This is a genomic window from Litchfieldia alkalitelluris, assembly GCF_002019645.1.
Classification (GTDB): domain Bacteria; phylum Bacillota; class Bacilli; order Bacillales; family Bacillaceae_L; genus Litchfieldia; species Litchfieldia alkalitelluris.
The window spans coordinates 3603623-3626984 of the sequence record NZ_KV917374.1; the positions used below are offsets into that span (position 1 = coordinate 3603623).

The 23362-nt window shown below is 33.7% G+C and carries 22 protein-coding genes; 3 read left to right on the forward strand and 19 right to left on the reverse strand.

Annotation, left to right across the window (positions count from 1 at the left end):
* Nucleotides 1–376: 376 nt before the first annotated feature.
* From BK579_RS16840 to BK579_RS16880, 10 genes are all read right to left on the reverse strand, one after another.
* Entirely contained in the window at nucleotides 377–1897 is a 1521-nt protein-coding gene (locus BK579_RS16840; RefSeq protein WP_078547436.1) for an MDR family MFS transporter, read from the reverse strand.
* A gap of 15 nt (nucleotides 1898–1912) precedes the next feature.
* On the reverse strand, nucleotides 1913–2377 hold the full coding sequence (cbpB, locus tag BK579_RS16845) for a cyclic-di-AMP-binding protein CbpB (RefSeq protein ID WP_078547438.1): 465 nt from the start codon (nucleotides 2375–2377) through the stop codon (nucleotides 1913–1915).
* 292 nt (nucleotides 2378–2669) lie between these two features.
* The gene (abbA, locus tag BK579_RS16850) at nucleotides 2670–2876 is read right to left on the reverse strand and encodes an antirepressor AbbA (protein ID WP_078547440.1); all 207 of its coding nucleotides are present in this window, start codon (nucleotides 2874–2876) and stop codon (nucleotides 2670–2672) included.
* A gap of 74 nt (nucleotides 2877–2950) precedes the next feature.
* The gene (locus BK579_RS16855; protein WP_078547442.1) at nucleotides 2951–3469 is read right to left on the reverse strand and encodes a ribonuclease H-like YkuK family protein; all 519 of its coding nucleotides are present in this window, start codon (nucleotides 3467–3469) and stop codon (nucleotides 2951–2953) included.
* Between the two features lie 174 nt (nucleotides 3470–3643).
* Nucleotides 3644–3787: a hypothetical protein gene (locus BK579_RS25700; RefSeq protein ID WP_169891168.1), complete on the reverse strand. Its 144-nt coding sequence runs from the start codon at nucleotides 3785–3787 to the stop codon at nucleotides 3644–3646.
* 19 nt (nucleotides 3788–3806) lie between these two features.
* A complete protein-coding gene (locus BK579_RS16860) occupies nucleotides 3807–4181 on the reverse strand; it encodes a YueI family protein (protein ID WP_078547444.1) in 375 nt (124 codons plus the stop codon).
* A 26-nt stretch (nucleotides 4182–4207) separates the two neighbouring features.
* Complete coding sequence (locus BK579_RS16865) at nucleotides 4208–4444, reverse strand: YkuJ family protein (RefSeq protein ID WP_078547446.1); 237 nt, start codon at nucleotides 4442–4444, stop codon at nucleotides 4208–4210.
* Between the two features lie 356 nt (nucleotides 4445–4800).
* Nucleotides 4801–5478, reverse strand: coding sequence for a DUF3993 domain-containing protein (locus tag BK579_RS16870; RefSeq protein ID WP_078547448.1), 678 nt, complete (start codon nucleotides 5476–5478; stop codon nucleotides 4801–4803).
* Nucleotides 5479–5821: 343 nt separating this feature from the next.
* On the reverse strand, nucleotides 5822–6061 hold the full coding sequence (locus BK579_RS16875) for a hypothetical protein (RefSeq protein ID WP_078547450.1): 240 nt from the start codon (nucleotides 6059–6061) through the stop codon (nucleotides 5822–5824).
* A gap of 76 nt (nucleotides 6062–6137) precedes the next feature.
* Entirely contained in the window at nucleotides 6138–7352 is a 1215-nt protein-coding gene (locus tag BK579_RS16880; RefSeq protein WP_078547452.1) for an EAL-associated domain-containing protein, read from the reverse strand.
* A gap of 354 nt (nucleotides 7353–7706) precedes the next feature.
* Between BK579_RS16880 and BK579_RS16890 the strand changes: the two genes are divergently transcribed.
* The gene (locus BK579_RS16890; protein WP_078547456.1) at nucleotides 7707–8582 is read left to right on the forward strand and encodes a metallophosphoesterase; all 876 of its coding nucleotides are present in this window, start codon (nucleotides 7707–7709) and stop codon (nucleotides 8580–8582) included.
* 30 nt (nucleotides 8583–8612) lie between these two features.
* Here the strand turns inward: BK579_RS16890 and BK579_RS16895 are convergent, their stop codons facing one another.
* Entirely contained in the window at nucleotides 8613–10703 is a 2091-nt protein-coding gene (locus tag BK579_RS16895; RefSeq protein ID WP_078547458.1) for a sensor domain-containing protein, read from the reverse strand.
* 222 nt (nucleotides 10704–10925) lie between these two features.
* Here BK579_RS16895 and BK579_RS16900 point away from each other — a divergent pair, with 222 nt between their 5' ends.
* Nucleotides 10926–11384, forward strand: coding sequence for a YkyB family protein (locus BK579_RS16900; RefSeq protein WP_078547460.1), 459 nt, complete (start codon nucleotides 10926–10928; stop codon nucleotides 11382–11384).
* A gap of 191 nt (nucleotides 11385–11575) precedes the next feature.
* Here the strand turns inward: BK579_RS16900 and BK579_RS16905 are convergent, their stop codons facing one another.
* The 8 genes from BK579_RS16905 to BK579_RS27095 form a co-directional block, all read right to left on the reverse strand.
* Entirely contained in the window at nucleotides 11576–14467 is a 2892-nt protein-coding gene (locus BK579_RS16905) for an ATP-binding protein (protein ID WP_078547462.1), read from the reverse strand.
* Nucleotides 14454–14825 (reverse strand): response regulator transcription factor, encoded by a 372-nt coding sequence (locus BK579_RS16910; protein WP_078547464.1) that lies wholly within the window; start codon nucleotides 14823–14825, stop codon nucleotides 14454–14456. The genes BK579_RS16905 and BK579_RS16910 overlap by 14 nt, the downstream gene beginning before the upstream one ends.
* 8 nt (nucleotides 14826–14833) lie before the next feature.
* Complete coding sequence (locus BK579_RS16915) at nucleotides 14834–18061, reverse strand: hypothetical protein (RefSeq protein WP_328589283.1); 3228 nt, start codon at nucleotides 18059–18061, stop codon at nucleotides 14834–14836.
* Nucleotides 18048–19406: a glycosyltransferase family 2 protein gene (locus BK579_RS16920; RefSeq protein WP_407936280.1), complete on the reverse strand. Its 1359-nt coding sequence runs from the start codon at nucleotides 19404–19406 to the stop codon at nucleotides 18048–18050. The genes BK579_RS16915 and BK579_RS16920 overlap by 14 nt, the downstream gene beginning before the upstream one ends.
* A 67-nt stretch (nucleotides 19407–19473) precedes the next feature.
* Nucleotides 19474–20487: a HEAT repeat domain-containing protein gene (locus BK579_RS16925; protein WP_204524727.1), complete on the reverse strand. Its 1014-nt coding sequence runs from the start codon at nucleotides 20485–20487 to the stop codon at nucleotides 19474–19476.
* A 25-nt stretch (nucleotides 20488–20512) separates the two neighbouring features.
* Entirely contained in the window at nucleotides 20513–22129 is a 1617-nt protein-coding gene (locus BK579_RS16930; RefSeq protein ID WP_078547469.1) for a diguanylate cyclase, read from the reverse strand.
* 229 nt (nucleotides 22130–22358) lie between these two features.
* Nucleotides 22359–22619, reverse strand: a complete 261-nt coding sequence (locus BK579_RS27090) for a glycoside hydrolase family 25 domain-containing protein (protein ID WP_407936252.1) — start codon at nucleotides 22617–22619, stop codon at nucleotides 22359–22361.
* Nucleotides 22616–22792: a glycoside hydrolase family 25 domain-containing protein gene (locus tag BK579_RS27095; RefSeq protein ID WP_407936253.1), complete on the reverse strand. Its 177-nt coding sequence runs from the start codon at nucleotides 22790–22792 to the stop codon at nucleotides 22616–22618. Before BK579_RS27095 ends, BK579_RS27090 begins: the two co-directional genes overlap by 4 nt.
* 166 nt (nucleotides 22793–22958) lie before the next feature.
* Here BK579_RS27095 and BK579_RS16940 point away from each other — a divergent pair, with 166 nt between their 5' ends.
* On the forward strand, nucleotides 22959–23357 hold the full coding sequence (locus BK579_RS16940) for a hypothetical protein (RefSeq protein WP_078547471.1): 399 nt from the start codon (nucleotides 22959–22961) through the stop codon (nucleotides 23355–23357).
* Nucleotides 23358–23362 lie beyond the last annotated feature (5 nt).

Here is a 23362-nt window from a genome sequence, read left to right on the forward strand (position 1 = left end):
TCTACCCTTGTGGAGTTCATGAGCTGCGATCCACTTACTTTACTTTCCGCGGGGTGGTCCGTGAGCCTCCTCGTCGCCAGGGGAGGGCTCCTGCGGGGTCTTACGAGACCACTGGATCCCGCAAAGGAGTCAAGTGGCTCTCCGCTCATTCCACACTAGTTGAATGCGCGCTATTTTCATACACCATGGTGCAAATACTCATTCGCATGGACGTCTACCCAAAAAATACTTAGATTCGAAAATCCCATTCGTAGGTGTTCACTCATGAGCAAACCTTAAACTTTCTTAAACAGGAATCTACATATATAGTTATAAACTAAAAAAGACGACTAGAATAGCAACATTGCCATTCTAGTCGTCTCCAAAACGAATTAGTCTATTCTAATTCCCGCTCTCCCTTTGGTAAAAAAAATATAAAAATAACACTAAGGATGGCAAAAGTAAGAACTCCCCAATACACATAGTTTAGCGAAAGAGTTAAACCATCTTGTAATACAGATTTCACTGGTCCTGATAAAGCGTTTCTTTGCTCTTCATTAAGTAACACATTTGTCGTATCAATAGATATTTCATCTTCTAAACCTTTTGAAGAAATGTAAGATTGTAAACTGCTATTGAGAATTCCGCCTAGTAACGCTGCACCAATTGTACTACCTAAGTTTCGCATAAACATATTAGATGCTGTTGCTATACCACGGACCTTCCAGCTGACGGTACTTTGTATTGAGACAATAAAAGAGGTTGTAGTTAATCCCATGCCCAATCCAATCAAGAATGAACCAAACGCTGCCCAAACCGGTCCATCTTCAGGTGATAGAGTTACAAAAACAATACTTCCAACTATCAATGCGACTCCACCAATTAAGGAAGTAACCCTATATCCTATACTTAATAAAAGTCTACCTGCAATTGTCGCAGCTATGGGCCACCCTATAGACATCGTCGTTAACGTAAATCCTGCAATCATCGGAGATCTCTCCATAACTCCTTGTACAAAGGCCGGCAAAAAACTCGATATCCCGATAAGCATAACACCAGTAGTAAGTGATGCAGCATTGGCAATAAAAATAGAGCGTTCTTTCCAAATCGAAAAGGGCATCATTGGCTCAATTGCACGTCTTTCTTGAAAAACAAACCCAATTAAAGTGCTTAGGAAAAGGACGCTAAGTAAAATAATTGTCATTGATGTCCAAGGCAAATGAACACCACCTTCAACAAGAATAACCATTAAAGAACTAATAGAAATAAACAGTAGTCCTGCACCTAAATAATCAATATTATGCTTTTTCTTTTCTATACCTTCATGTAGATATAAACCTAATACAATGATCGTAATAATTCCAATTGGGATGTTAATCCAAAAGACATATCTCCATGAGATATACTCTACTAAAATACCACCAAGAGCAGGTCCCATAACAGCCGAGATTCCCCACACACTTGATAAATATCCTTGGATTTTCGCTCGTTCTTCCTTTGTATACATATCACCAACAATGGTTGAAGCAATTGGCATTACAGCACCTGCACCAAATCCTTGTATAAAACGAAACAAAATTAACCATTCCATTGTTGGTGCGATTCCACATAAAAAAGAGCCGATTAAAAACACAATAATACCGAATGTAAGAATCGGTTTTCTTCCAAACAAATCCGAGAGCTTACCATATATTAAGACTGTCACTGCATTCATTAATAGATAAGCAGAAAAGACCCAACTATATAAACTAAATCCGCCTAAATCTGCAACAATCGCAGGCATTGCTGTTGAAACAATTGTTGCTTCTATTGCTGCCATAAACATTGCTAACATAACTGCAGCTAAAACTAATGGTCGTCTGGTTTTCTTAATCAATTTATTGTTTACTTGAACATTTCCCCCTTGTCCGTTCTTCATGAATTTCCTCCATATTTACAAATCCAAACTGTAATTACTATTACTATTTTTTTGCAATTCTTTTTTTAGTAATTTTAGAATAGCTCTTCTTGTTAGAATTCCTTCAAATACATGTTCTTCATTCTCTACACAAACAAAAGGATGATCGACTAATAAATCAAGTCCCTTCTCTAAAGAATCGTGTATGAACAATCTTGGAATTTCTCTAATCATAACCTCCTCAACCTTCATGTTTTCTAAACGTTCAAATTCAATGCGTTCTAACCCAAGGATTGAATCCAAGATAGTCGTTGAACTAATTAAACCATGTAACTTATAATACGGATCTAAAACCGGTACCGCAGTATAACCTGTTTTTGTAAGTACTAATAATGCATGCTCAAGATTATTTCCCATCTGGACATGCGCTACCTTATCAGAAAAAATAAGAATTTCTTTTAGGTTTTTTTCTGAAAACCCATCTCTTTGAAGACTCTTCACGGCAGTTTCTTCCCCTCATTTTTATCTATGTTGTTTAATGCTAAAACTTGTTAAACATGATAATGTTTTTAAGCTTTTTTACCAAGGGCCAAACATGAGACATTAGCCCCCGCATATGTGCTTGGATTCATGGACGCCCGTGGCTCGCAAAACTATTACTTGCAAAAATTACAAAAGGTTTTTATAAACTTATAGCTTTCCATCTTTTTTACAGTCTATATTTTAACACATATTTAAAGTTAATTCTTATATAAAAAGAAAACGACTATCATAGATAGTCGAAAATAAGGCATTATGTAGGTTTAATTATACCGTCGTCTAATTTATCATATAAATTAGCTATTTCGCGATATACCTCTCTAGAAACCATCTTATCGCCATTCTCAATGTCTGCCAATTCGCATCTAACTAGCTCAAGTGCATAGTTTTGACTAAACACGATACTTAATAGGCTTTCTTTTTCTTCATCAGTTAAAATGGCACTGTTTAAAACCCTCATAAAGTCCCCCTCCGATATTGACTTATTAAAATTATATGAAATAAATCACTATCTATGACACTCTTAATTAGAGATCACTTTGTATATCTATTTGCATAACTAAATGCTGCATATGAATCAGGTTTAATTTTAGCCTCAAGACCCATTGCTGTTATTCTTCCCATCATTTCAGTGATAAGATCCTTTGTTACACCACGTTTACCTATATCAAGATGGATTTCTAACGTTAAATCAGCTCCGTCATCCGTATATGGAATCAATAAATCCATAAGTTCCATTAAATATTCAGTCGTAAATAAATAAGCAACTTCTTGACTTAATGACGTTTCAATAGAAATCTTTTCACGTACACTAGTTATTGGTCTTTTGATGATGTTATTTTTTAAGCCCCCCCATGCACCTTTCCCTACTCTATGCAAATGGATTGCTGTAATAAATCTTGTTTCCTCTTGATGAACCTGAGAATCAGTCCCAATAGATAAAACATACTGGGTCCTGGGATCTTTTATAATAAAATTCTTCAAACGATCTATTACATCTTGGATTTTCATATTACTTTCTGAAACATTATAAAACCTAAAGGAATCGCTCATTTCTAGCTCCCTTCCATTTCCTTTTTTATATAGTACGTTTTTAATCATCTTATTGTTAATAAAAGGAATTATTATTAAAATTTAATTAAAAAAGTTTTTTGTTTAGGGAATAGGAAGAGAATAAAAAAAAGAGCTTATAAAAAGCTCTTCAAGTTAAAGACAGAGAAAATAAGTTTATCCTTTACTAGTCTCAATATTTTTTAGTGTAAAATTACATTCGGTACATGTGTAGATCACATTTTGATTGGATTGTGCTGTTAAAACCTCATCTAGGCTAGCTTGCTTCTGACAACTTGGACATGTCACAACGGGTTTCAAAAAAAGTCACTCCTTAATCTTAAAAAACATCACTACTTACATATATATTATCGCGATTCACAGCAGTTTTACTCGCTAAAACTAGACCGATTTTTGTTGTATTTTGAACATCATCAACAATTGTAAAAGGTATATTTAATGAATTGGCAATTTTTACATATTTAGAAAGATATGAATAACTTAATTCTCCATCTAATAACAGTTGACAATCAGGATATTGCTTTATCAACGCCTTAATTGGCTCGTATACTTTCGACTTCATAACCTGACCATTAGTAAGCGCTAGGATTACTCTTTCTCTAATAGTTGTGAGAAATATCTGACGTTCATCAGATTTTATCTCTTTCGCACCGTACATACCACGTTCAAGGTAATCATCTATATTTTCAGCCATCTTACACCTCACACTAACTAATTAAATTAATTGAGTAGGTCAAATATCTCAATAGCAATCATGTCTATATTATCGAATTGAAACGTTTTTGGTTTCTCACCTTGTGTGTATACCTCAAGTTCAAATGTACTTGTTTTGTCAAAATATTTCACACTACAAATTCTCTCACCATTCACTTCAAAAAAACGTTGCGGTGGCTCCCCTCCATTTGCGTTTTCCTGTAAACTAATGAGACGTGATATAATACCTTGTAATTGCGACATTATAGTCTCTCCTTCCTGACATTTAATTGTTCAACCCTATTAAATAGCATTAGCATTCAATTTTGTTCTATCCAAGAACTTCTTATTGTTTTAAATTGTTGCAAGGGTTAATTATTAATTCCTATTATGTATAGATTAACTTGGTTCACTTTTTCTTATACCAAGTTTCATTCACCATTTTAGTACATAAATATCAATAAGCAAAGGACTTTTTTTATGATAACCAACATTCTTTAACTCTTTTGCCACGAAAACTTCAAAAAACATAAAATAACTCATCATATCTTTTCTACATTTTAAACTTATCAATAAAAAAGAACCTTATAAAGGTTCTTTAAAGAGATTGCGTTATTTCGCTAATATAAGTAAACCATCATATTCATATAATGTTGATTGGGATATTCCATTTCTAAAATAGAGTAACCACTAGAGGAAAACAAGCGAAAGACTTTATTTGTTATAGTATGTTCTGATTTCCGAGCCATTTCTGCGGTCTTTACCTCAGTTGCATTTTCTTGTTTTTCTAACTCTAAAATTTCACTATTAAGACTCTGGTCGATTGTTAGTTCTGAAATTTTCCAAGTATCATTTGTGTATTGCAAAGTAACTGTTGCATAATGATCTTCATAATTCACAGGACCTTCTGAACTTTCATCAAAGTGCTCATAAACATAATATTTATCTTTCTGTGCATCATGTATGATCTTCGTTTCTGGAGTATAGGAAAAATAAGGAATATAATATGGCGCAAAATCCGAACCGTAAACGATATATCCGTCTTTTTCTTCAAATAAGTTTTCCTTTAAAAACAGTTCAGTATAATCTTTGATAAAATAAGAATTCAAAATGCGATTAATTTCTTCTAGATTTCTCAATTTCTCACTAAGAGATAGTTGGGCATTAAAAGCATTATCCAGTAACTTAAAGGTATCTTCTCTAGTCATTTCTCGATCATTAGCAGCATTAACAAGCCCGCCGAATCCAAGAAGTAAAACTAGATGTAAGATTATGATGCTATTTATCAATTTGCTCAAAGAATCACCCTTCCGATGCTTGTCCTACTTGGTCTATTTTAACAAGATACAACTATTTAAAGCACAGAAATCGTCCCCAAAATAACTGCAGGTTTTGACACTTATATACTTATATGAACAATTTACCCTGAAATATTCATTCCTTAACATAAAATTTATCATAATTTGTATAGTTTTTTACAAAAGGCTAATTACTTAAACGTTGTTGCTTAGAAGGTCCTTGATTAACACTTTGTATCCATTATCAGATTAGAGCCATGCCTAAAAATTATTAATTAGTCTTTTTGAAAATAGCCTTACCAAAGCAAAAAGAGACCTTTAATAAAGTCTCCTTTAAGAACAGCTATGAGTAAGAAATAATGGACAAATAAATGATGTATCCGATAGTTAAGATAGAGGCTATGACGTATGTAAGAAAAACAGGATTACGGATATATGGATGATCTTTTACTTTTTCATTTATTTCCGTATCAAATTGCTGGCGCATGGTATGTTGCCTTTTACCTAATTTGTAGGTATAAAGTAGCCCAGTCCCAATTATTAGGACAGAGAGAATGGTTAAAATAAAATTTAATTGATCCAAGAACTAACACCCACCTTAGTATTTGGTATATAGTTCTAATATCTACAAATTGTTAAATTTATATTCTACGAAATTTTCAAAGCAACCCATCATGTTCAAATAAGAATTCGTAAGGTATATCAATAAATAAATAATCCTTTTCATTCAACGGGTAAGAAAAGGTCCGTATGTTTTCTCCAGATTCAACATCACTGTATAAATCAGACAGAATTCCTTTTTTGTTATATTTCATTCTTACGATATTTTCTAAAAAATAGGGTCTCCAGCTCCAGTTTTTCATGTAATACTCTTCTTTAAGACTCCACTTTTCCTCTTCTTTGATAATGTTTGCTGATTGCTGAAAACCGTAATCATCACATACATATAATCTGAAAGAGAGCTCACCTAAATTTTGAGACAAGTATGTGATTAGTTCATTATAGTTGTCCACTTTCTTATATTTCTGGACCAACCCTTGAAGTTTAATGTTAAGCTGTTCAGATAAATCATAGACAGAGAAAAGTTTCTTTTTTTCATGCTGAATAAAGTGTAACGTCTCTTCTTTTAATTTTTCTTTCATGACCTCATCACACACCAGTTCACTTGAAGGTTTATGAAGGAAATAACCTTGGTAATAACGACCTCCATTTTTCCATGCGTATTGTAACTGAAATAGTGTTTCGACATCTTCATATAGAAGAGTGGCCCCAATTTTTCTGGCTAAAAGGGAAATCGAGTAAAGCACATCATGATATGCCTGTCCTGTGGTTGTCTTTAGCAATTCCTTTAAGTCAATTTTAAGTATATCAGGGTTTAACAATCCAATACGATCAAAATTGCTACTTTCCTTACCTATGTTATCAACCGCAATTTTGATTCCGTATGTTCGGTAATAAGTAATTAGGTGATTTAATCTTTCAAGATCACCAATAAAGTTATGCTCAGTCAGTTCTATAACCACTTTATTTAGAATTAATCCTTTATCTTGGTATTTTAATAAAAGATTTAATAACGACTCACCATGATCAATCATTAGCAGATTAGCATCCCTGTTCATGAAAATATATGGTTGTTTATCTAATGTTATAAAATGGTCTAATGCCATATGTAGAAGGAGATCATCCACTTCAATTCGATATTCTTCTGGAATTGCCTCATCATGAAAGAATGGACCTAGACTTTTATACTCATCTTCATATTTGATTCTTCCAAGGACCTCATAACCGACTACTTTATGTTCATCTGCACTAAATACAGCCTGATAAAATGGAGCGACAAGATGCAAATTTGTCATAATTTCTAAAGCGTCCATGATCCTCTCTCCTCATTCACTAAATAAATATGTATCATTATATCACATCATCCCCCGAGAAGATTCATTTGTTTCCAGGTATTTACGTAGCCAATCGTAAGACTGTAAAGAGTAACATAATTGTTTTTTAAGAACATGTTCCAACTATCAGGTAAAAGCTCATCACCTTTAGTCTCTACACTAGTTAGCGGAGCCCCATTCAAAAGCTCATAGCACTTCTCTAACATTCTACCTACAATCTCATAACCATAATCCAGTTATCATAGATACGAATTATGAGAGTCAAACTAAAACTACTTTATTAGATCTTATGATATAATTCCTAAAAGATATCAAGAATAGGTTGGTTGTTTCATGTCTAAAACATATACGCGCAGGAAGTTTTTGAATAAATCAGTAAAGGCTTTAGTTACAATTGGTTTATCATCTACACTAGGATATGCATATGCTAGATTCATTGAACCTAATTGGATTGAAGTTACTCAGCATACCATAACACATTCTTTAATTCCTAAAAATTTTGATGGAGTAAAGATTGTACAATTCAGTGATACTCATATTGGTCATAATTTTGAGTTAAATCATTTAGAACATATTATTAATAAGATAAACAGTTTAAATCCAGATATAGTCCTCTTTACTGGTGATTTACTCGATCACCCTAATGAATATAAGCAGATTGATCAAGTCCCACCAATTCTTCGAAAAATACAAGCAACTCTTGGGAAATTTTCAATATACGGGAATCATGACCATGGTGGATATGGGTCAGATATTTACAAAGATACAATGGAGAAAGGGCATTTCAATGTTTTACTTAATAACTCAATTGAAGTGGCCATAAAAAACGAAAAAATAATCATTGCAGGAATAGATGATATTATTCTTGGAAGACCAGACTTCAACGAAACTTTTAAAGGGATAGATGAGAATGAATATACGGTTTTTTTAGTCCATGAACCTGATGTAGCACCTAGAGCTGCTGCACATGGAGCGATGCTACAGCTTTCCGGTCATACGCATGGCGGACAAATTCGGCTCCCTTTTTTTGGACCACTAATAACCCCGCCACTTGGAAATGATTACTATGAGGGGAATTATTATATTGGACAATCAAATATGCAACTTTATGTTAATAGAGGATTGGGAACTACAAGACTCCCTTTTCGAGTATTAGCGCGTCCTGAAATTTCTGTATTTACACTTAAATCCTCAGCAAAAATAAAATGATTGTTCATCCCCTAGTGAGGGGGCATTCATTTATTTTTTCAAATATTGCTTTAACACCTCTTCTTCTGGGATTGGCTTACTGAAATAATAACCTTGTGCCTTATTACATTGTTTCTCTTTTAGTAATTGCAATTGCTCAATTTGTTCTACACCTTCGGCAATTACATCTAATTCAAGACTTTTGGCCAGGTGTATGATGGTTGTGATTATTGCTTGATCTTTTTTATCTATTAATACATCTTTTAAGAATGATTGGTCAATTTTCAAAGTATCAATTGGATATCTTTTTAAATAACTGAGAGATGAAAATCCCGTCCCAAAATCATCAACTGCTATTCTAACTCCTAACTCTTTTAAGTGAATCAGTGTGGTCAAAGCTTCTTTAGAATCTCTAATAGCCCCTTCAGTTATTTCAAACTCTAATAATGTAGGGTCAATGTTATTCTTTAGAATTTCAACTTTAATAAAATCAACAAGACCGGTTTGTTGAAATTGACGTGGAGAAAGATTTATAGCCATAGCTAGTTGATTATATTTCTTGTCCTTCCACTGACGCATTTTTTCACAAATGGTTTTAATTACCCATTCACCGATAGGGATAATCATTCCTGATTCCTCTGCTAAGTGAATAAATTCACTTGGAGGGATTAATCCTAACGTAGGATGATTCCACCTTAGTAATACTTCAAAACCATTCACTTCTTCAGTATTTATATTGACCTGAGGCTGATAAAATAAAACGAGTTCATTTTGAGTAATTGCTCTCCTTAGCCCAGTTTCCATCATCATAATATATGAGTTTCCTTGGTTCATTTGATCACTATAAAAGCGAAAATGACCTCTTCCACGATCCTTTACTATGTAAAGTGCTGTATCAGCATTTTTTATTAGCGTCTCCCCGTCTAAACCATCTACTGGAAAAAGACTTATCCCTATGCTCGCCGTTATAAAGAATTCCTGATTATTAAAACTAAAAGGTTTATTTAAAGTGTTTACAATATTATTTGCGTAGATAATAGCTAACTCAGGATTAGTATTTTGTAGTACTACAATAAATTCGTCTCCCCCTTGACGGTATATACTATAATTAGCATTATTGCCAATTGAAATTAATCGATCAGCTACTTCCACCAGGAGTAAGTCCCCAACATTATGACCCATTGTATCATTCAATAATTTAAAACGGTCTAAATCAATGTACATCACAACTAATTGTTGACTACTATTCCCACAATTTATTACAGCTTCTGTTAGTTCTTTTTTTAATGAACTTCTATTAGGCAGACCTGTTAACTGATCATGAAACGCCAAATACTTCATCATTTCCTCTGCATTTAACTGTTCAGTAATATCCTTGATAATCATATAAATTCCGAGTACAGAATTGTCTACCACAATTGGAATTGTTTTAATATGGACTTTTAGGGACTGTCCATTTTTATGGATGATCCTGCAGCCGAGAAACTCATCTGGTTTTCCCTTTAATGTATTTTGAAAAACAGAGAAGAAACCTTCCCTATCTCTTTCATGAAACAAGGTAAAAACGGACTTGTTTACTAAATCACTTTCTATATATCCGGTAATTTCAAACGTGGATGGATTTGTTTGTAGAAGATATCCCTGTAAATCAACCGAAAATACCACATCCATATTATGATCAATAATTGATTTATATCTTTGCCTCGTTTCATATAATTTCTGTTTTTCTAATACGCTTTCTGTGATATCACGTGTTACGCAAACGATAAAATTCACGTGCTTGTTCTCATCATCAAATATTGGAGTTAAAATAGACTCTCCAAATATCACTTTATTATCTAAGATAATATTATCCTCAAACAAGTACGGCTCTTTTGTCTTCAGTACTGTACTATATTGATGGTGAAGATGATCTGCAATATCATCTGGCAATACATCGTGAAATGTTTTACCTATACAGTGTGATGTTACTTTCGCTTGTTTTAATGCTATTTCATTTAAGAAGACATATTTAAATGACGAATTTTCGACCTTCATCACATAGATTAGATCTTTAATATGACGTAATATAATTTCAAAAATAACATCCTGTATCTTAATCATATTATTTGCGTTTGTTAAGAGATTCTTTAAATTATCCATTTAATCATTCCTAAATATAATCAATTGAAAAACCACTAAATTAACTAATATAGCCATAGTGTTTGTATATACAATAAATAATAAACAACTTAATCTATTCGACATTTTCTTTAATATTCCTTTTAAAAACGCAAAACAAATTACTAACATCCTTTCTGTGTTTTGGTAGATTTGCAAAAACAGTAAAGTTCAGTATAATAAGAATAAGAAAGGGGAGAAAAAATGAAAAAGCAAGGAAAACAAATACAAATCGAACAGTCTGTTCATAATCTTGCGAGAGCAATATTTATCGTTAACAAACATGCCAAAGCAGCCCCTAATCCGAAGTTTCTCTATCTTTTAAAGCGCAAAGCATTAGAAAAATTGATAGTAGAAGGTAAAGCTAAAAAGGTGGGTCTTCATTTTTCACGAAATCCCAAAAATAGTCAACAACAATCTGATGTTCTTGTGTCTGCTGGTGATTACTACTTTCATATGCCTCCTTCAAAAGAAGACATCGAACAGCTTCCACATCTTGGAGAACTTGACCAAGTATATCGAAATCCCAAAACACAACTTTCATTATCACTTGCAAAACAATTATTGCAAAATTATGTTGGTATAAAAGACGAAGAAAAGAAGCCTATTCAAAAAAGTTACCAAAAACCAGTCTTTAAGAAACTCGGCCAAAGTTATTTTTAATAGATAGGGATGGACTAATCCCCTTATTTTTGTAATCGCTATCATTCATACCAACGATCAAATTTAATGATGTATCCACAAGAATAAACAAGTGACGTTAACTATAACTAAAAGAGGAGGTACAAAAAAACACATTTTTGTATCTCCTCTTCTTTTTCATATCTTTTCTAAGACTTTATTGATAGCATTTCTTACTCACTTTCTGGTACATGAATAGATCCAGATGATTCCCTATTTAATAAAGCTTGAAGTATTGTTTTTGTTAATTTTCCAGGGCGATAAGGCTTAACTAGATACCCACTAGCACCTAGTGAAATTCCTTTTTCTTTTTCCTCTAAAGCGGAGGAGATAAAAATAGGGATGTTAGAGGTATTAGAATGTTGCTTAAGGCTTTTTAAGATATCCCATCCATCGATGTTTTTCTCCTCTAACATGATATCTAACACAACTGCGTCCGGAGGTGATTGCTTTATAGCCTCAAGTGCACTGAATCCATCCCGATACTTAGTTACAAAAAATCCACTATCCTTTAATTCCGTTTCTAATAGTGAAGCTAGATTATCATCATCCTCGACAAGTACAATGTTTGTAAGTTTCCTTAAGCTTCCTTCAGGCAAGGTAACCTCTTCATCTGATGTATGGTCCTTAATCAGAGGAATATCAAGTGTGAATGTTGTTCCTTTTCCTAAGTCTGATACAACGTTTATTACGCCCTCATGGACTCTCACAATCTCCTTAACAATTGATAATCCGAGGCCTGTTCCACCTATTTTTCTGCGATCTGAATTGTCTACACGGTAGAATTTTTTAAATAAATCCTGCATTGCCTCTTTTGGTATCCCTAATCCTTCATCACTAATGTTAATTGATAACAGATTAGCTTTTTCTTCTATTATTATCTTAATTAAACCACCATCAGGGGAGTATTTTATTGCATTGTTGAGTAGATTATTAAAGACCTGGAAGAGTTTGTCCTTGTCTCCAAGAATATACGTATGCTCCGTTTCTTGTTGTAGTTCAATTGAATGATTTAGTGCATTAACTTTCTGATTCTCAATCACACTTTTAATGATTGGAACCACATTTTCAAATTTCTTATCATATATTTGTTTACCTGATTCTATTCTCTGTACATCTAAAAAATCATTAATTAAGGCCGTAAGTCTTTTGGCTTCGTGATAAATTGCCGTTAAATATTTCTTCTGTCTATCAGGCTTCAGTTCCTTTTCTAGCATAAGCTCTGTAAATCCAAGCATACTTGCTAATGGCGTCCTTAACTCATGACTAACTGTACTAACAAATTCTGATTTCATTTGGTCTACTTCAAATTCTTTTGTTATATCTCTATGAACAAATACAGTTCCTAATTTTTCATCATCACTATAAAGTGGTTGGCAATATACTTGAACCACTCTTGGGATAGGTGCAATTGTATGATAAATCATTGTGTGTTCATACGATTTCAAATCAGACTTTACTGCTCTAGTTATAAAACCTCTTATCTCCTGAGCTTGATCTACTACATTGTTACTTAGTAAATCTAACCATGTTTCTAAGGTCTGATTGATTAGGGACTTCGGTCCACCGCCATTTAGAATGTCGCACATTTTTTCGTTCACCTGTAAAATCGAACCATTCTTATCAACAAACTGAACACCTTCTAAAATCGTGTTTAAGATATCTTGCGTCATGATTTGTTGATCTTCTGTTTGACTAAAAAGCTTCAAGTTTTCTAATGAAATTGCAACTTGTTTTGAAAAGGATTCGGATTCATAGACTTCCTTTTCAGTAAATGGAGAGTCAAACCTTGTATATACCATAATTGCACTTACCTGATTGTCAAATGAGATAATGGGAATGTAAAGATCACAACAACACATGACCCGCTCATGATATCCATTTTCCAAAGAACTAGTTTCTCTTCTTATCATAAATACTTCTTTTTGATTTACAGCCCTATTCACATGCCCAGAATCAATAAATTCTAGAAATTGTTGAATACCGGTGTTTGAAATGCCAAATGCAGCATGATCTTTTGTATCTAAGAGAACTATTATTCCTTGTTCTGCTTCGAGAACGCTACACATATTTTCAACGATACTAGTAAGTACTTTTTTCTTATCAAGAGAATTGGATAAATGTTTAATTAATTCATTCCTTTTCTTCAGGTCATTTTCTCGTGCCTCCATCAACGATAAAGCATTTTCTAATTCTACCTGTTGTACTTGTAATTCGTCCTGTTGGGCAATAAGTTCCTCATTTTGTGCGGTAAGATCTTGTTCATTATTTTGTATACTTAGTACCATTTTTTCAAACGCCCGTGACAAGATTCCCAACTCATCATCACGATTAGTTTGTTCAAATTTAGTTAACTCCTTACCATCACTTATATTCGTTGCTGCAGCAGCAAGCTTCTGCAGAGGTAATCCGATTTGAATGACCATTGCTCTAGAAATAAAAAGAAGTAAAATGAGCATAAGTCCTATAAAAACTACAAAAGCAAATTGACTGTTTGTAATTTTTTGTACTAGTTCTTCAAAATTTGCTTCTAATTGTTGATCCTGACTTAAACGATAATTTTGTAATAATTGTTGGAAATCATTAATTTTACTAGTTGCACCACCCTGTGCTAATTGTATTAATTCTTCCGTTTGCCCATTTTCATAATATTGAATACCAAGTTGGACAACATTTTCAAAATAGTATGACGTAAAATCTAATACCTCATTATAAAATATCAGGTCTTCTTCTGTTTCAACTAACTGTCCTAATTCCTCTGTTATATTATTGATTGAGTTTTTCTTACTTAGTGCGCTTTCCTTCATACTAGAATTTCCGTATGCGAAATATCCACGCATGTCAAAGAAAGTCATATTAAAAGTATGATCTAATCTCTGACCAAGTGTTTCTTTTTTCTCTAACACCCTATTTTTTTCGGAATTTTCCTCTGTGACATAGTGCTGATAAGATAGTAAACAAATTGCTCCAAGAAGGGAAAAGATGAAGAAACCAATCAATAGCCCAGCAAATTGCCGGGCTAGGCTTTTACGAAAAAAATACTTAAACCTACTACTCAATTTCACCCAAAATCTCCTCAATTCTTATAACTAGCTCTTTTGGACTAAAAGGCTTGGCCATAAAGTAGTTAGCTCCAGCTCGAAGGACAGCTTGTTGATCTGTTACCTGACTTTTGGCCGATAGCATCATGATTTTTACAGCTTCTTTTTCAGGCAATTCTCTTACTTTCATAATAATATCTAACCCTGTATAGACAGGCATCATATAATCAAGGATGATTAAATCATACTCATTATTTAATATGAAATTTAAAGCTTCTTCACCATCTTTCGCTTCCTCTATCGTATGGCCTTCATCCTCTAGCGTATCAACGACCAACATTCTCAAAACTTCTTCATCTTCAGCAAGCAAAATCTTTGCCATACTTCACACTACCTTTCATAATTGTGATAAAGTTCTTGGAAGATATAATAGGATTGCTTCAACCTCTCGTGATATGTTGGCTCGTCCCAACTATCCCATTTATATTCAGCATACTGAGTAGAAGGTATATAACCCTCAATATGTTCTGGATAACTATGCACCATGTCCTCTTCTTTATCCGTAATAACAGCACCTATTTTAATACCACTTATCCAGTCACTGCTTTCTATTCCTTTACTAGACCAAATATCTCCCATAACTTCTCGTTGACTAGGATCTTTAACATTAATTAATCCCCAAGGTATCCTTAGTTCAATTATCTTAGATTCTTCATTAATACTAAAATCAGTAAGGGAGTTATACTCTTCATCTTTTGGATTTCCATTACCATGTAAGAGCTGTCCTGTTTCATAATACTCAAAGGGATTTCTTAATAAAGCCAGTCTAATAGGGTGAAACACGCCGTTATTTTTTTGAGTTACATACGGTTGTGATTTCAACAAATTCATTTTGTAAGAATAGTCAAAGTAAAAGGTATCGTAGTAACTATCAATGAGTACCTCCGAACGTTCTTTGCCATTCAGATTAATTATAAAATCTATACCTTTTGTATTAAATTTTGGAATCCCAGGGATTTTTGTTTGACCTTGAGATTCGATGGTATCAAGCAAAATTGTACTCTTATAATAATCACTATCAAATTCTTGTTCATATTGTAATAAGAAGTACAAATATCTTGCATCATGTGTCACGCTTAAATTATTTAATAAGTTATCGCCACTATAAGTCGGATAAATATCTTGCCAATCTTCAAGTTGGCCATCTACTTTAATCATTGATTCATAGCTATCTGATGGATCAAAGCTTAACAATCCAAACTGCTGTTCATTTGTTTGCGCATTCGACCAATATGCCCTTCTATTTGGATTGTCATAATCCATTGTATTCCAGGTTCGCTTAAACCACTCATCTTGCCATGTGAAAACTATGCCACCAGCCATATGTTCATCGACAATACTTTTAAATAATTTCGAATTTATTGTGCCTTGTTCTTCTTCGGAAAGTTCACCTTGGTCCATTCCATGAACATTTTTATGTGTTAATCCTCTGGAAGCTGGTACACCAAATTCTGCAATTAAGACTGGCATTTCATGAACGTCTCGTAAGTGGTTTAAATATCCTGCGTAATTATTGTTTTCTCCTTCATGATCTTGATAATTAATATATTGATCTTCTGTATTCAGAAAATCTGGATAATATGGGTATACATGATACGATGCAAATAGGTCAGATTTAAATGAATCCGTTTTGATAATGACATTGGGGTTAACCCCTACTTTATCTTCGTTTTGATCTTTTTCAGAAGGATGTTCAATCAAGTCAGTTGTTGGCCAGTTTGTAAAACTCATTGGCCTTTGGGTATTATAATTTATTGTCTCATAAGCAATCGTTTCGTCCATTAAATTCGCCAACCATTTTTCAAAGGCCGATGCATTTTTTGTTTGAATATACTTTCCAGTGTACTCAGAAGCATCTTGATGCTTTAGATTTGTGGAGTTTACCGTCTCAGGGGCCCACTCAATACCAAGAATCCAGCCTAACACATAGTTAGAAACATCCCTCGTATAAGTACCGCTAGAATGACCAGCTTTTTTAGGAATCGTAATATTACCATGAATTACATCAACTGCCATATTAATTTCTTGCTTAAATTCTTCCGTCAAAGCTTTATTAAAGGTATCCCCAGAACTTACTAATTCCTCTTCGTTTATCCATACTCCATGGAATAAATAAATTGGCTCCTTTGCCGTTTGGTTATAGTCATATAATGCTTCATAGAAGGCCGGTGGATGAATTGTATATATTCGAATAGCATTGGCATTCATTTCACCGATTTGCTTAAACCATCTTGCATATTCACTCTTTGTTATGGAAGCTTCTCCTGGCCATGCCCCGGGTTTTGCCATCCCCATATTCACACCTTTTACTAAAAAGTCCTCCCACTCTTTATTCCGATAGATTTGTAGATAGTCCTGGCTAGCTTGCCCTACAACTTTTATTCGATCTTCCACGAACATTTCTTCTTTGCTAACTTCTTGAGTCGACTGAGGTTGTAGATTTTGCATTATTTTTGACATCATCGGCACATAAGCCTTCCAATAAAATGCCATCGTATTGTTAGGTGTATTTGGCGTAAACCACTTTTTCCAAGTAGTAAAACCAGTTGTTTGATACAGGCCTGGTAATTCGGCCTGATCAGCATAGTCACCCGCAAAATAAAAGGATTGATATCGGTCATTCTTGTGATGAATTACGGCTGGGAACTGATCAGGGATTCCGTTTTCGTTCAGCTTTTTTATCGCTTGTTCATCAACGCCTAGAGAATAAGTTGCTAAAACCTCATCTGAGTTTATTGGTTCAATAATATCAAACCAATAATTATATTCAACATTCATTCCTTCTTGAAAATATGCTTGACCTTCGTTCGTAAGGGTGAATTTTGCCCCTTTACCATTTGTATCATTCTTATCCAGAATAACAACTTTGTCCTGTTCATCAACAAATACATAACCAGAGCCGGAAAAATCATAATTATTATTTGTTTGTTTCTCATAATTTTCTCTCACCCAAATTGGAACCTCACTAGAAGATAAATCAATAAAGAACCTGCCAATCCACCCAGTCCAATTAATGTTTAAAACTTGATAGAATTCTTGTTTTACTGAATCAGGTGTTGGACTAGCAAATGTGTTGAATTCCGCTATAAGCGTTGTGCGATTCTTAATAACAGAGTGTTTAATTTTCGAGACGTCTTCTGAAGTCATACCACCATAAATTTGAGAGGAGCGTTCACCGATTTGATTTTCACCAAAAAACTCTTCTTCATACACTCCATAACCGTCAGCAATATAGATTAGTTGGTATTCACCTAAATTCTCAGGAATCTCCCTAACTTTATATTCCTTATTACTTAGAGGAACAAATCCAACATAATCCTCTCTCATATCATAATGCGTTCCATCTGACTGAATATATTTCTGTTGATTGAGCAACCACATTAACCCTTTGTGTTCTCGATAGCTTTCATCTGGTACTGTTTTATCAATAATTAATATATCTACTATTTTCTCAGACTTAATCTGCCAAATCCAAAGCGGCGACGATATGATTAGGATTAGAATGATTATTTCTACTATAAAATAACTAGTTTTTGTGTTTATTTTACGCATTGTCATTTGATACACCTTTTCTCGTCATTTCTCCCCATCCTTTTTTTCGGATGACTAAATGAAAGATTCCCTCACATCTCCATAATACAGTTAGTGGCCTGTACCAGATACTCTCTGTTAAAGAGAATAGAAACAGTCTTACAACATCCATTACACGAGGGAACTTTCGTAAACTCCATTCTTCAAGTACAACAGAGGCCATTGAATATATTGAACCATACAAAACTGCCATTAAAAAGAATAATATAGCGTACTCTAAATATATCCCGCCAATGAATAAAGAGATGATCATGATGATAAAGCCAATAAGCTCTACAACCGGGCCAAGGAACTCGATAAAAACAAAATACGGCATGGATATAAAGCCTATCGATCCATACTTTGGATTGAAAAATAGTTTACGATGAGTCCAAAGACTTTCAAATAATCCTCGATGCCATCTACTTCTTTGTCTTCTCAGAATATTTAATGATTCAGGGGCTTCCGTCCAACATACTGGGTCAGGAACATATACAATTTTTTTATCCAAATCACGTTCTTTAATCATTCGGTGTAATCTAACGACTAATTCCATGTCTTCACCAACTGTATGTGCATAACCACCGGCTTGAATAACCCAATGTTTTGAGAATACTCCAAAAGCTCCCGATACAATCAACAGTAAGTTATGCCTGCTAAGTCCAACCCTTCCCATCAAGAATGCACGTAGGTATTCTATAACCTGCATAACTACAAGGGGTTTTTTAGAAAGCTTAATATTTACAATTTCACCACTTTCAATATCACACCCGTTTGCAATTCGAATACTCCCACCAGATGCAATGATATTGTCATCCGATTCAATGATGGGTTTCATAACCTTTAAAAATGCATCTCTTTCTAAAATAGAATCTCCATCCATAGAACAAAAGTAAGGATATTGTGATATATTTATTCCAGCATTTAATGCATCAGCTTTTCCACCATTCATCTTATCTACAACAAATAGATTAGCGTAAAGGCTCGATTGATAATTCCCTTTAATATTCTTCGTTTCAAGTTGCTTACGCACTACCTTATTCATTTTAACTAATTTGAAGTTGTTGATTAATTTATCAAGAGTATCATCTGTAGAACCATCGTTAATGATAATGACTTCATATTCAGGATATTCAATACCCAATAACGATCTAACACTTCCAACGATTCCAATTGATTCATTATATGCAGGAACTAATATCGAAACGGGTTTTGTATAACTTAAATTTAAAAGTTCGTCATATGGTTCAATATCATCTAATTGATATTCTTTTCTTAAGTGGATTAAAGAAACGATTAACATAGCAGAATAAAAGATAATGACAAAAGCCATATAAACTAAAATAAAGATTCCTACAATACTCAATAAATTAAGCCAAAGATTATAAGCGATTGTCATATTATCTACCTTTCTCAAGCCACTCAATAGCCATATCTTTGCTATACTCATCCCCGCTTGTTTCTGCTATCTCTTTCAAAACCGATATTCCCTTTGGTAGCCTTAAAATAGATTGAGCTGCCTGTGATCGTACCAGAAAATGATGATCCGTCACAAGCTGTTTCAAAATCTCAACCATTCTAACTCCCTGTAAACCTCCACATACCTTAGCTGCCATCATTCGTTCCTGCCACAATTCAGACATGGCGTGATTGAATATTAAATCATCTGGAATTTGAACACCTATTTCCGCAATAGCTTTTAGTGCTCGAATCCTTACCTCAACATTGTCACTTTTTAAAAGTTTTAGTAGCTCGTGTTTATAGTGATAAAGATTTTTTACTGCTATTAAATCAATAAGTGGTAATTGTAGGGGGAGCGGTAACTCTTCATATTGTTCTATCAATAATGCAAAATGCTTATCATTCATTCGATTAAAAATAGATCTAATCGCAAACTCGGACAATTCATATTTGGGATGTTTTATATGTCCTAATAGACCATCATATTCAAAAAATGCCATCAATTTAAGAATTTGAGTTTCTTCTGAGATTGAAATTCTATCTGATTTGTAAAGATTTAATACATCTGGAAATAAACTATCAATATGAAAATCCTCTATCATATATAAAGTATTCATACGAAGGCTCCACCTTCGATGACGGAGATTTTTCTTGTAGACAACATAAAAATACTTATTAGCAAAAGTACTGATTTTATCAATCGATTGATCACCTTCTAGCACCTTAGCATAACCAGCGAGTAATTCCTCTAACGCTCGGAATTTCACCTTACTATCTGGAATCAATTTTCTTGATTCAACATCATTGGAAATGTATAAAAACAGCATTTTTCTAGTTTCTTCTTTATAATTATCAACTTGTCTTCTGATAGCATTATTTATTGATTTTTGAATAATTAAATATAAAAATAATATACTTAAAATTGATACAAAAGACAGTATTAGTATCAGCAAAAAGTTAATTTCAGGCTTGAGCATCCTACCTCACCCTTTTTAACAAGTGACGTATACGGCTTTCAAGTTCAAGTAGCTTAAAAGGTTTTGTAATATAATCATCTGCACCAAGCTTAAGCGCTCGTGAAATATCACGTTCACTTCTTCTTGAAGTTAGCATGATCACTGTATACTTATTCGATTGATCAGATGACCTTAATCTTTGTAAAACCTCTAGCCCATCCATTTTGGGCATAATCCCATCTAATATTATTAAATAATTCCCTTCTTTCCCGCGGTGCCATTCATCAGAAAAGAAAGCTTGCCCATCTTTAAAAGATTGAATATCAAAATCAAAGGCTGAATCTTGGCCCACCTTGTCAAGTAAATCCATAAGAACTGAACGAATGATTGGGTCATCATCAATTACCGCTACATTTAAACTTTTCCGACCTACATGAGAAGTCATCTGGTTCACCAACTTAATTTGGTTCCTTCCTGCGTCTTTCGCTTCATATAAGGCACTATCAGCCAATTCAATCCAATTCGTTAAAGACTCTCCGGCTTTATTAACATCAACCATACCACCAGAAAAAGTACAATAAAACGGTTCAGTATCAAAAGTAAATTGATGAGTGGAGAAGCTTCTTAGTAATAGCTCTAGAACAGGATAGGCATCTGTACTTGTCATACCAGAAAACATGATAATAAACTCTTCACCACCAAAGCGAATGACAACATCATTTTTTCTCGTCCGTTCAGTCATATAGGAAGCAAAGCTCTTTAACACTTCATCACCAACTACATGTCCAAACTTATCATTTATTTTTTTGAAATAATCCAGATCAAGCACCGCTATACAAAATGGTTCCTTTCGACGATTTAAGTCATTATCTAATGAAGCAAAAGCTCTTTTTAGGTATTTTCTATTATAAACTCCAGTTAATTCATCGATTAATAAGGAATTGTCAATTAGTTCTTTACGCTTTAAATGTCTTCTTATTCTAACTACCAACTCTTCTAAATCAAAAGGAGTTAAAATGAATTCATCCGCTCCCATTTCATAGCACTTCATTCTCATTTCTTTGTCATCATTACTTGACAAAATAATAGTTGGTACAAATTGATGGCTAACTTTTTGTTGCAATGATGAAAATACCCCATACCCATCATTGTCATTATTATGAATTCCAATAATGACACAATCAGGCTGATAATCATAATAGGAAAGAACAGCTTTTATAGGATCAGCAATAACAATGACATACCAACCTTGTTTTTGAAGCTCTTCCTTTAGATACATTAACATTGTTGTTACTTTATCAATGATTAATATAGTCTGTTCATCACCTGTTTTTCGTTCTGAATGCCGAGTTGAAACTTCCTCCTTTGGAATACTGGTGATATTGAAATAAGAGATTAGAGAAAATAACAACTCCTGAATATCAATCGGAGTCCAGCTTTCCTTTCCTCTTTCTACAATTTCATTCATTAACTTTCTACTAACATGTCCCACATTATCCAAACCAATAGTAGGAGCTGTACCTGCCATAGAGTGTAGAAAACGATAAAGTTCATCTTTTTTGATTTCGTTGGGACTTTTAAGCCAACCATCCATAACTTTTTTATTGTTTAATATAAATTTATCTATATACTTATTCATTTAGACACCACTCTCGATAAAAACATTTCTCTTATGACCAATTATACAATAATTCGACAAATTCCGTGCTACTTATGTACTATTTATAATCTATTATTGTGGCTAAGAATACTACAAAGATCAGGATGAAAAGTAACCCTGATCGCAGAATGATTTTTAGCTTCTCTTTAATTCTTTAAAACACTGTCAATATAGGTAGTTCAAGATAGGTTTATCAGCAAGGTTCGTATTAATTGGACAATCTGGAGCATGTCTTCCGTACAGGATCATGGTAAATCCCAGGATGATAGCCTGCTGGGAAAAGTGACGCTACCCACCCCATAATCCATGCCTCATCAATTTCAGAAATTCCTTCTAAATTAGCAAAAAGAGCCGTATTATTTGGAATACCCAATCTCCTTGCATTAAATACCGTATTCCTTCCTTTAAGTTGACCATTATCATATCCGATCGCTTCATGAAACACATTATATATTGGTAATATTTTCACTCTTTTCCATGAAGAAAAGAAATTTCTTCCCTTGTTAACCCATCAGAAACGTTTGGTACACCTTTTAAATACCTTCCCCAATATTTTGGTGTTCCATAATTTGTTTTTACACAAGAAAAAAGATTCTCCGTAACGGCTGCTGCAGAGTCTACTCCCCATACATATCTTGGCATGACATCTCATCTCCTCTAACAAACATGTTTCATATATATGTCAAGAGTGATTGTCTACATTTATTTTTTTATCTGTTCAGCAAGTAATTTGAAGAATAATGTGGCCATTACTTTAAATACTAACAGTACGATGAAATTAGAAACTTATAATTTATGGAGGAAATTTATGAAACGAATGTATTGTTGTTTAATATGTATGATGTTGTTAACTTCCTGCGGATTATCAAGGTATGAAGCTAAACCTTTAGGACAAGGAGATTTAAATGAAGGGTTAGGGGATACTGCGGAGGATGGATATCAAAGTGATGAAGAAATCTTAGTAGAATCCCGAATGGCAAAATTAAATATAGGGGAAAAAGACATTTATAGTCGAGTGGAAGCAGAAGAGTTGGTTAGAAAACATCTCAACTTAAAAAATGACAGCAACACAGTTGTACTTTATAATCGTGAAAAAAAAGATCAGTACCTCATTCATGTGTTCGAAATAAATAATAATAAAACAGGTGGTATTGATGATTGGTACTTAGTCAATCCCAACACAGGGAAAATTAAGAAAGATGAGTAAAATAA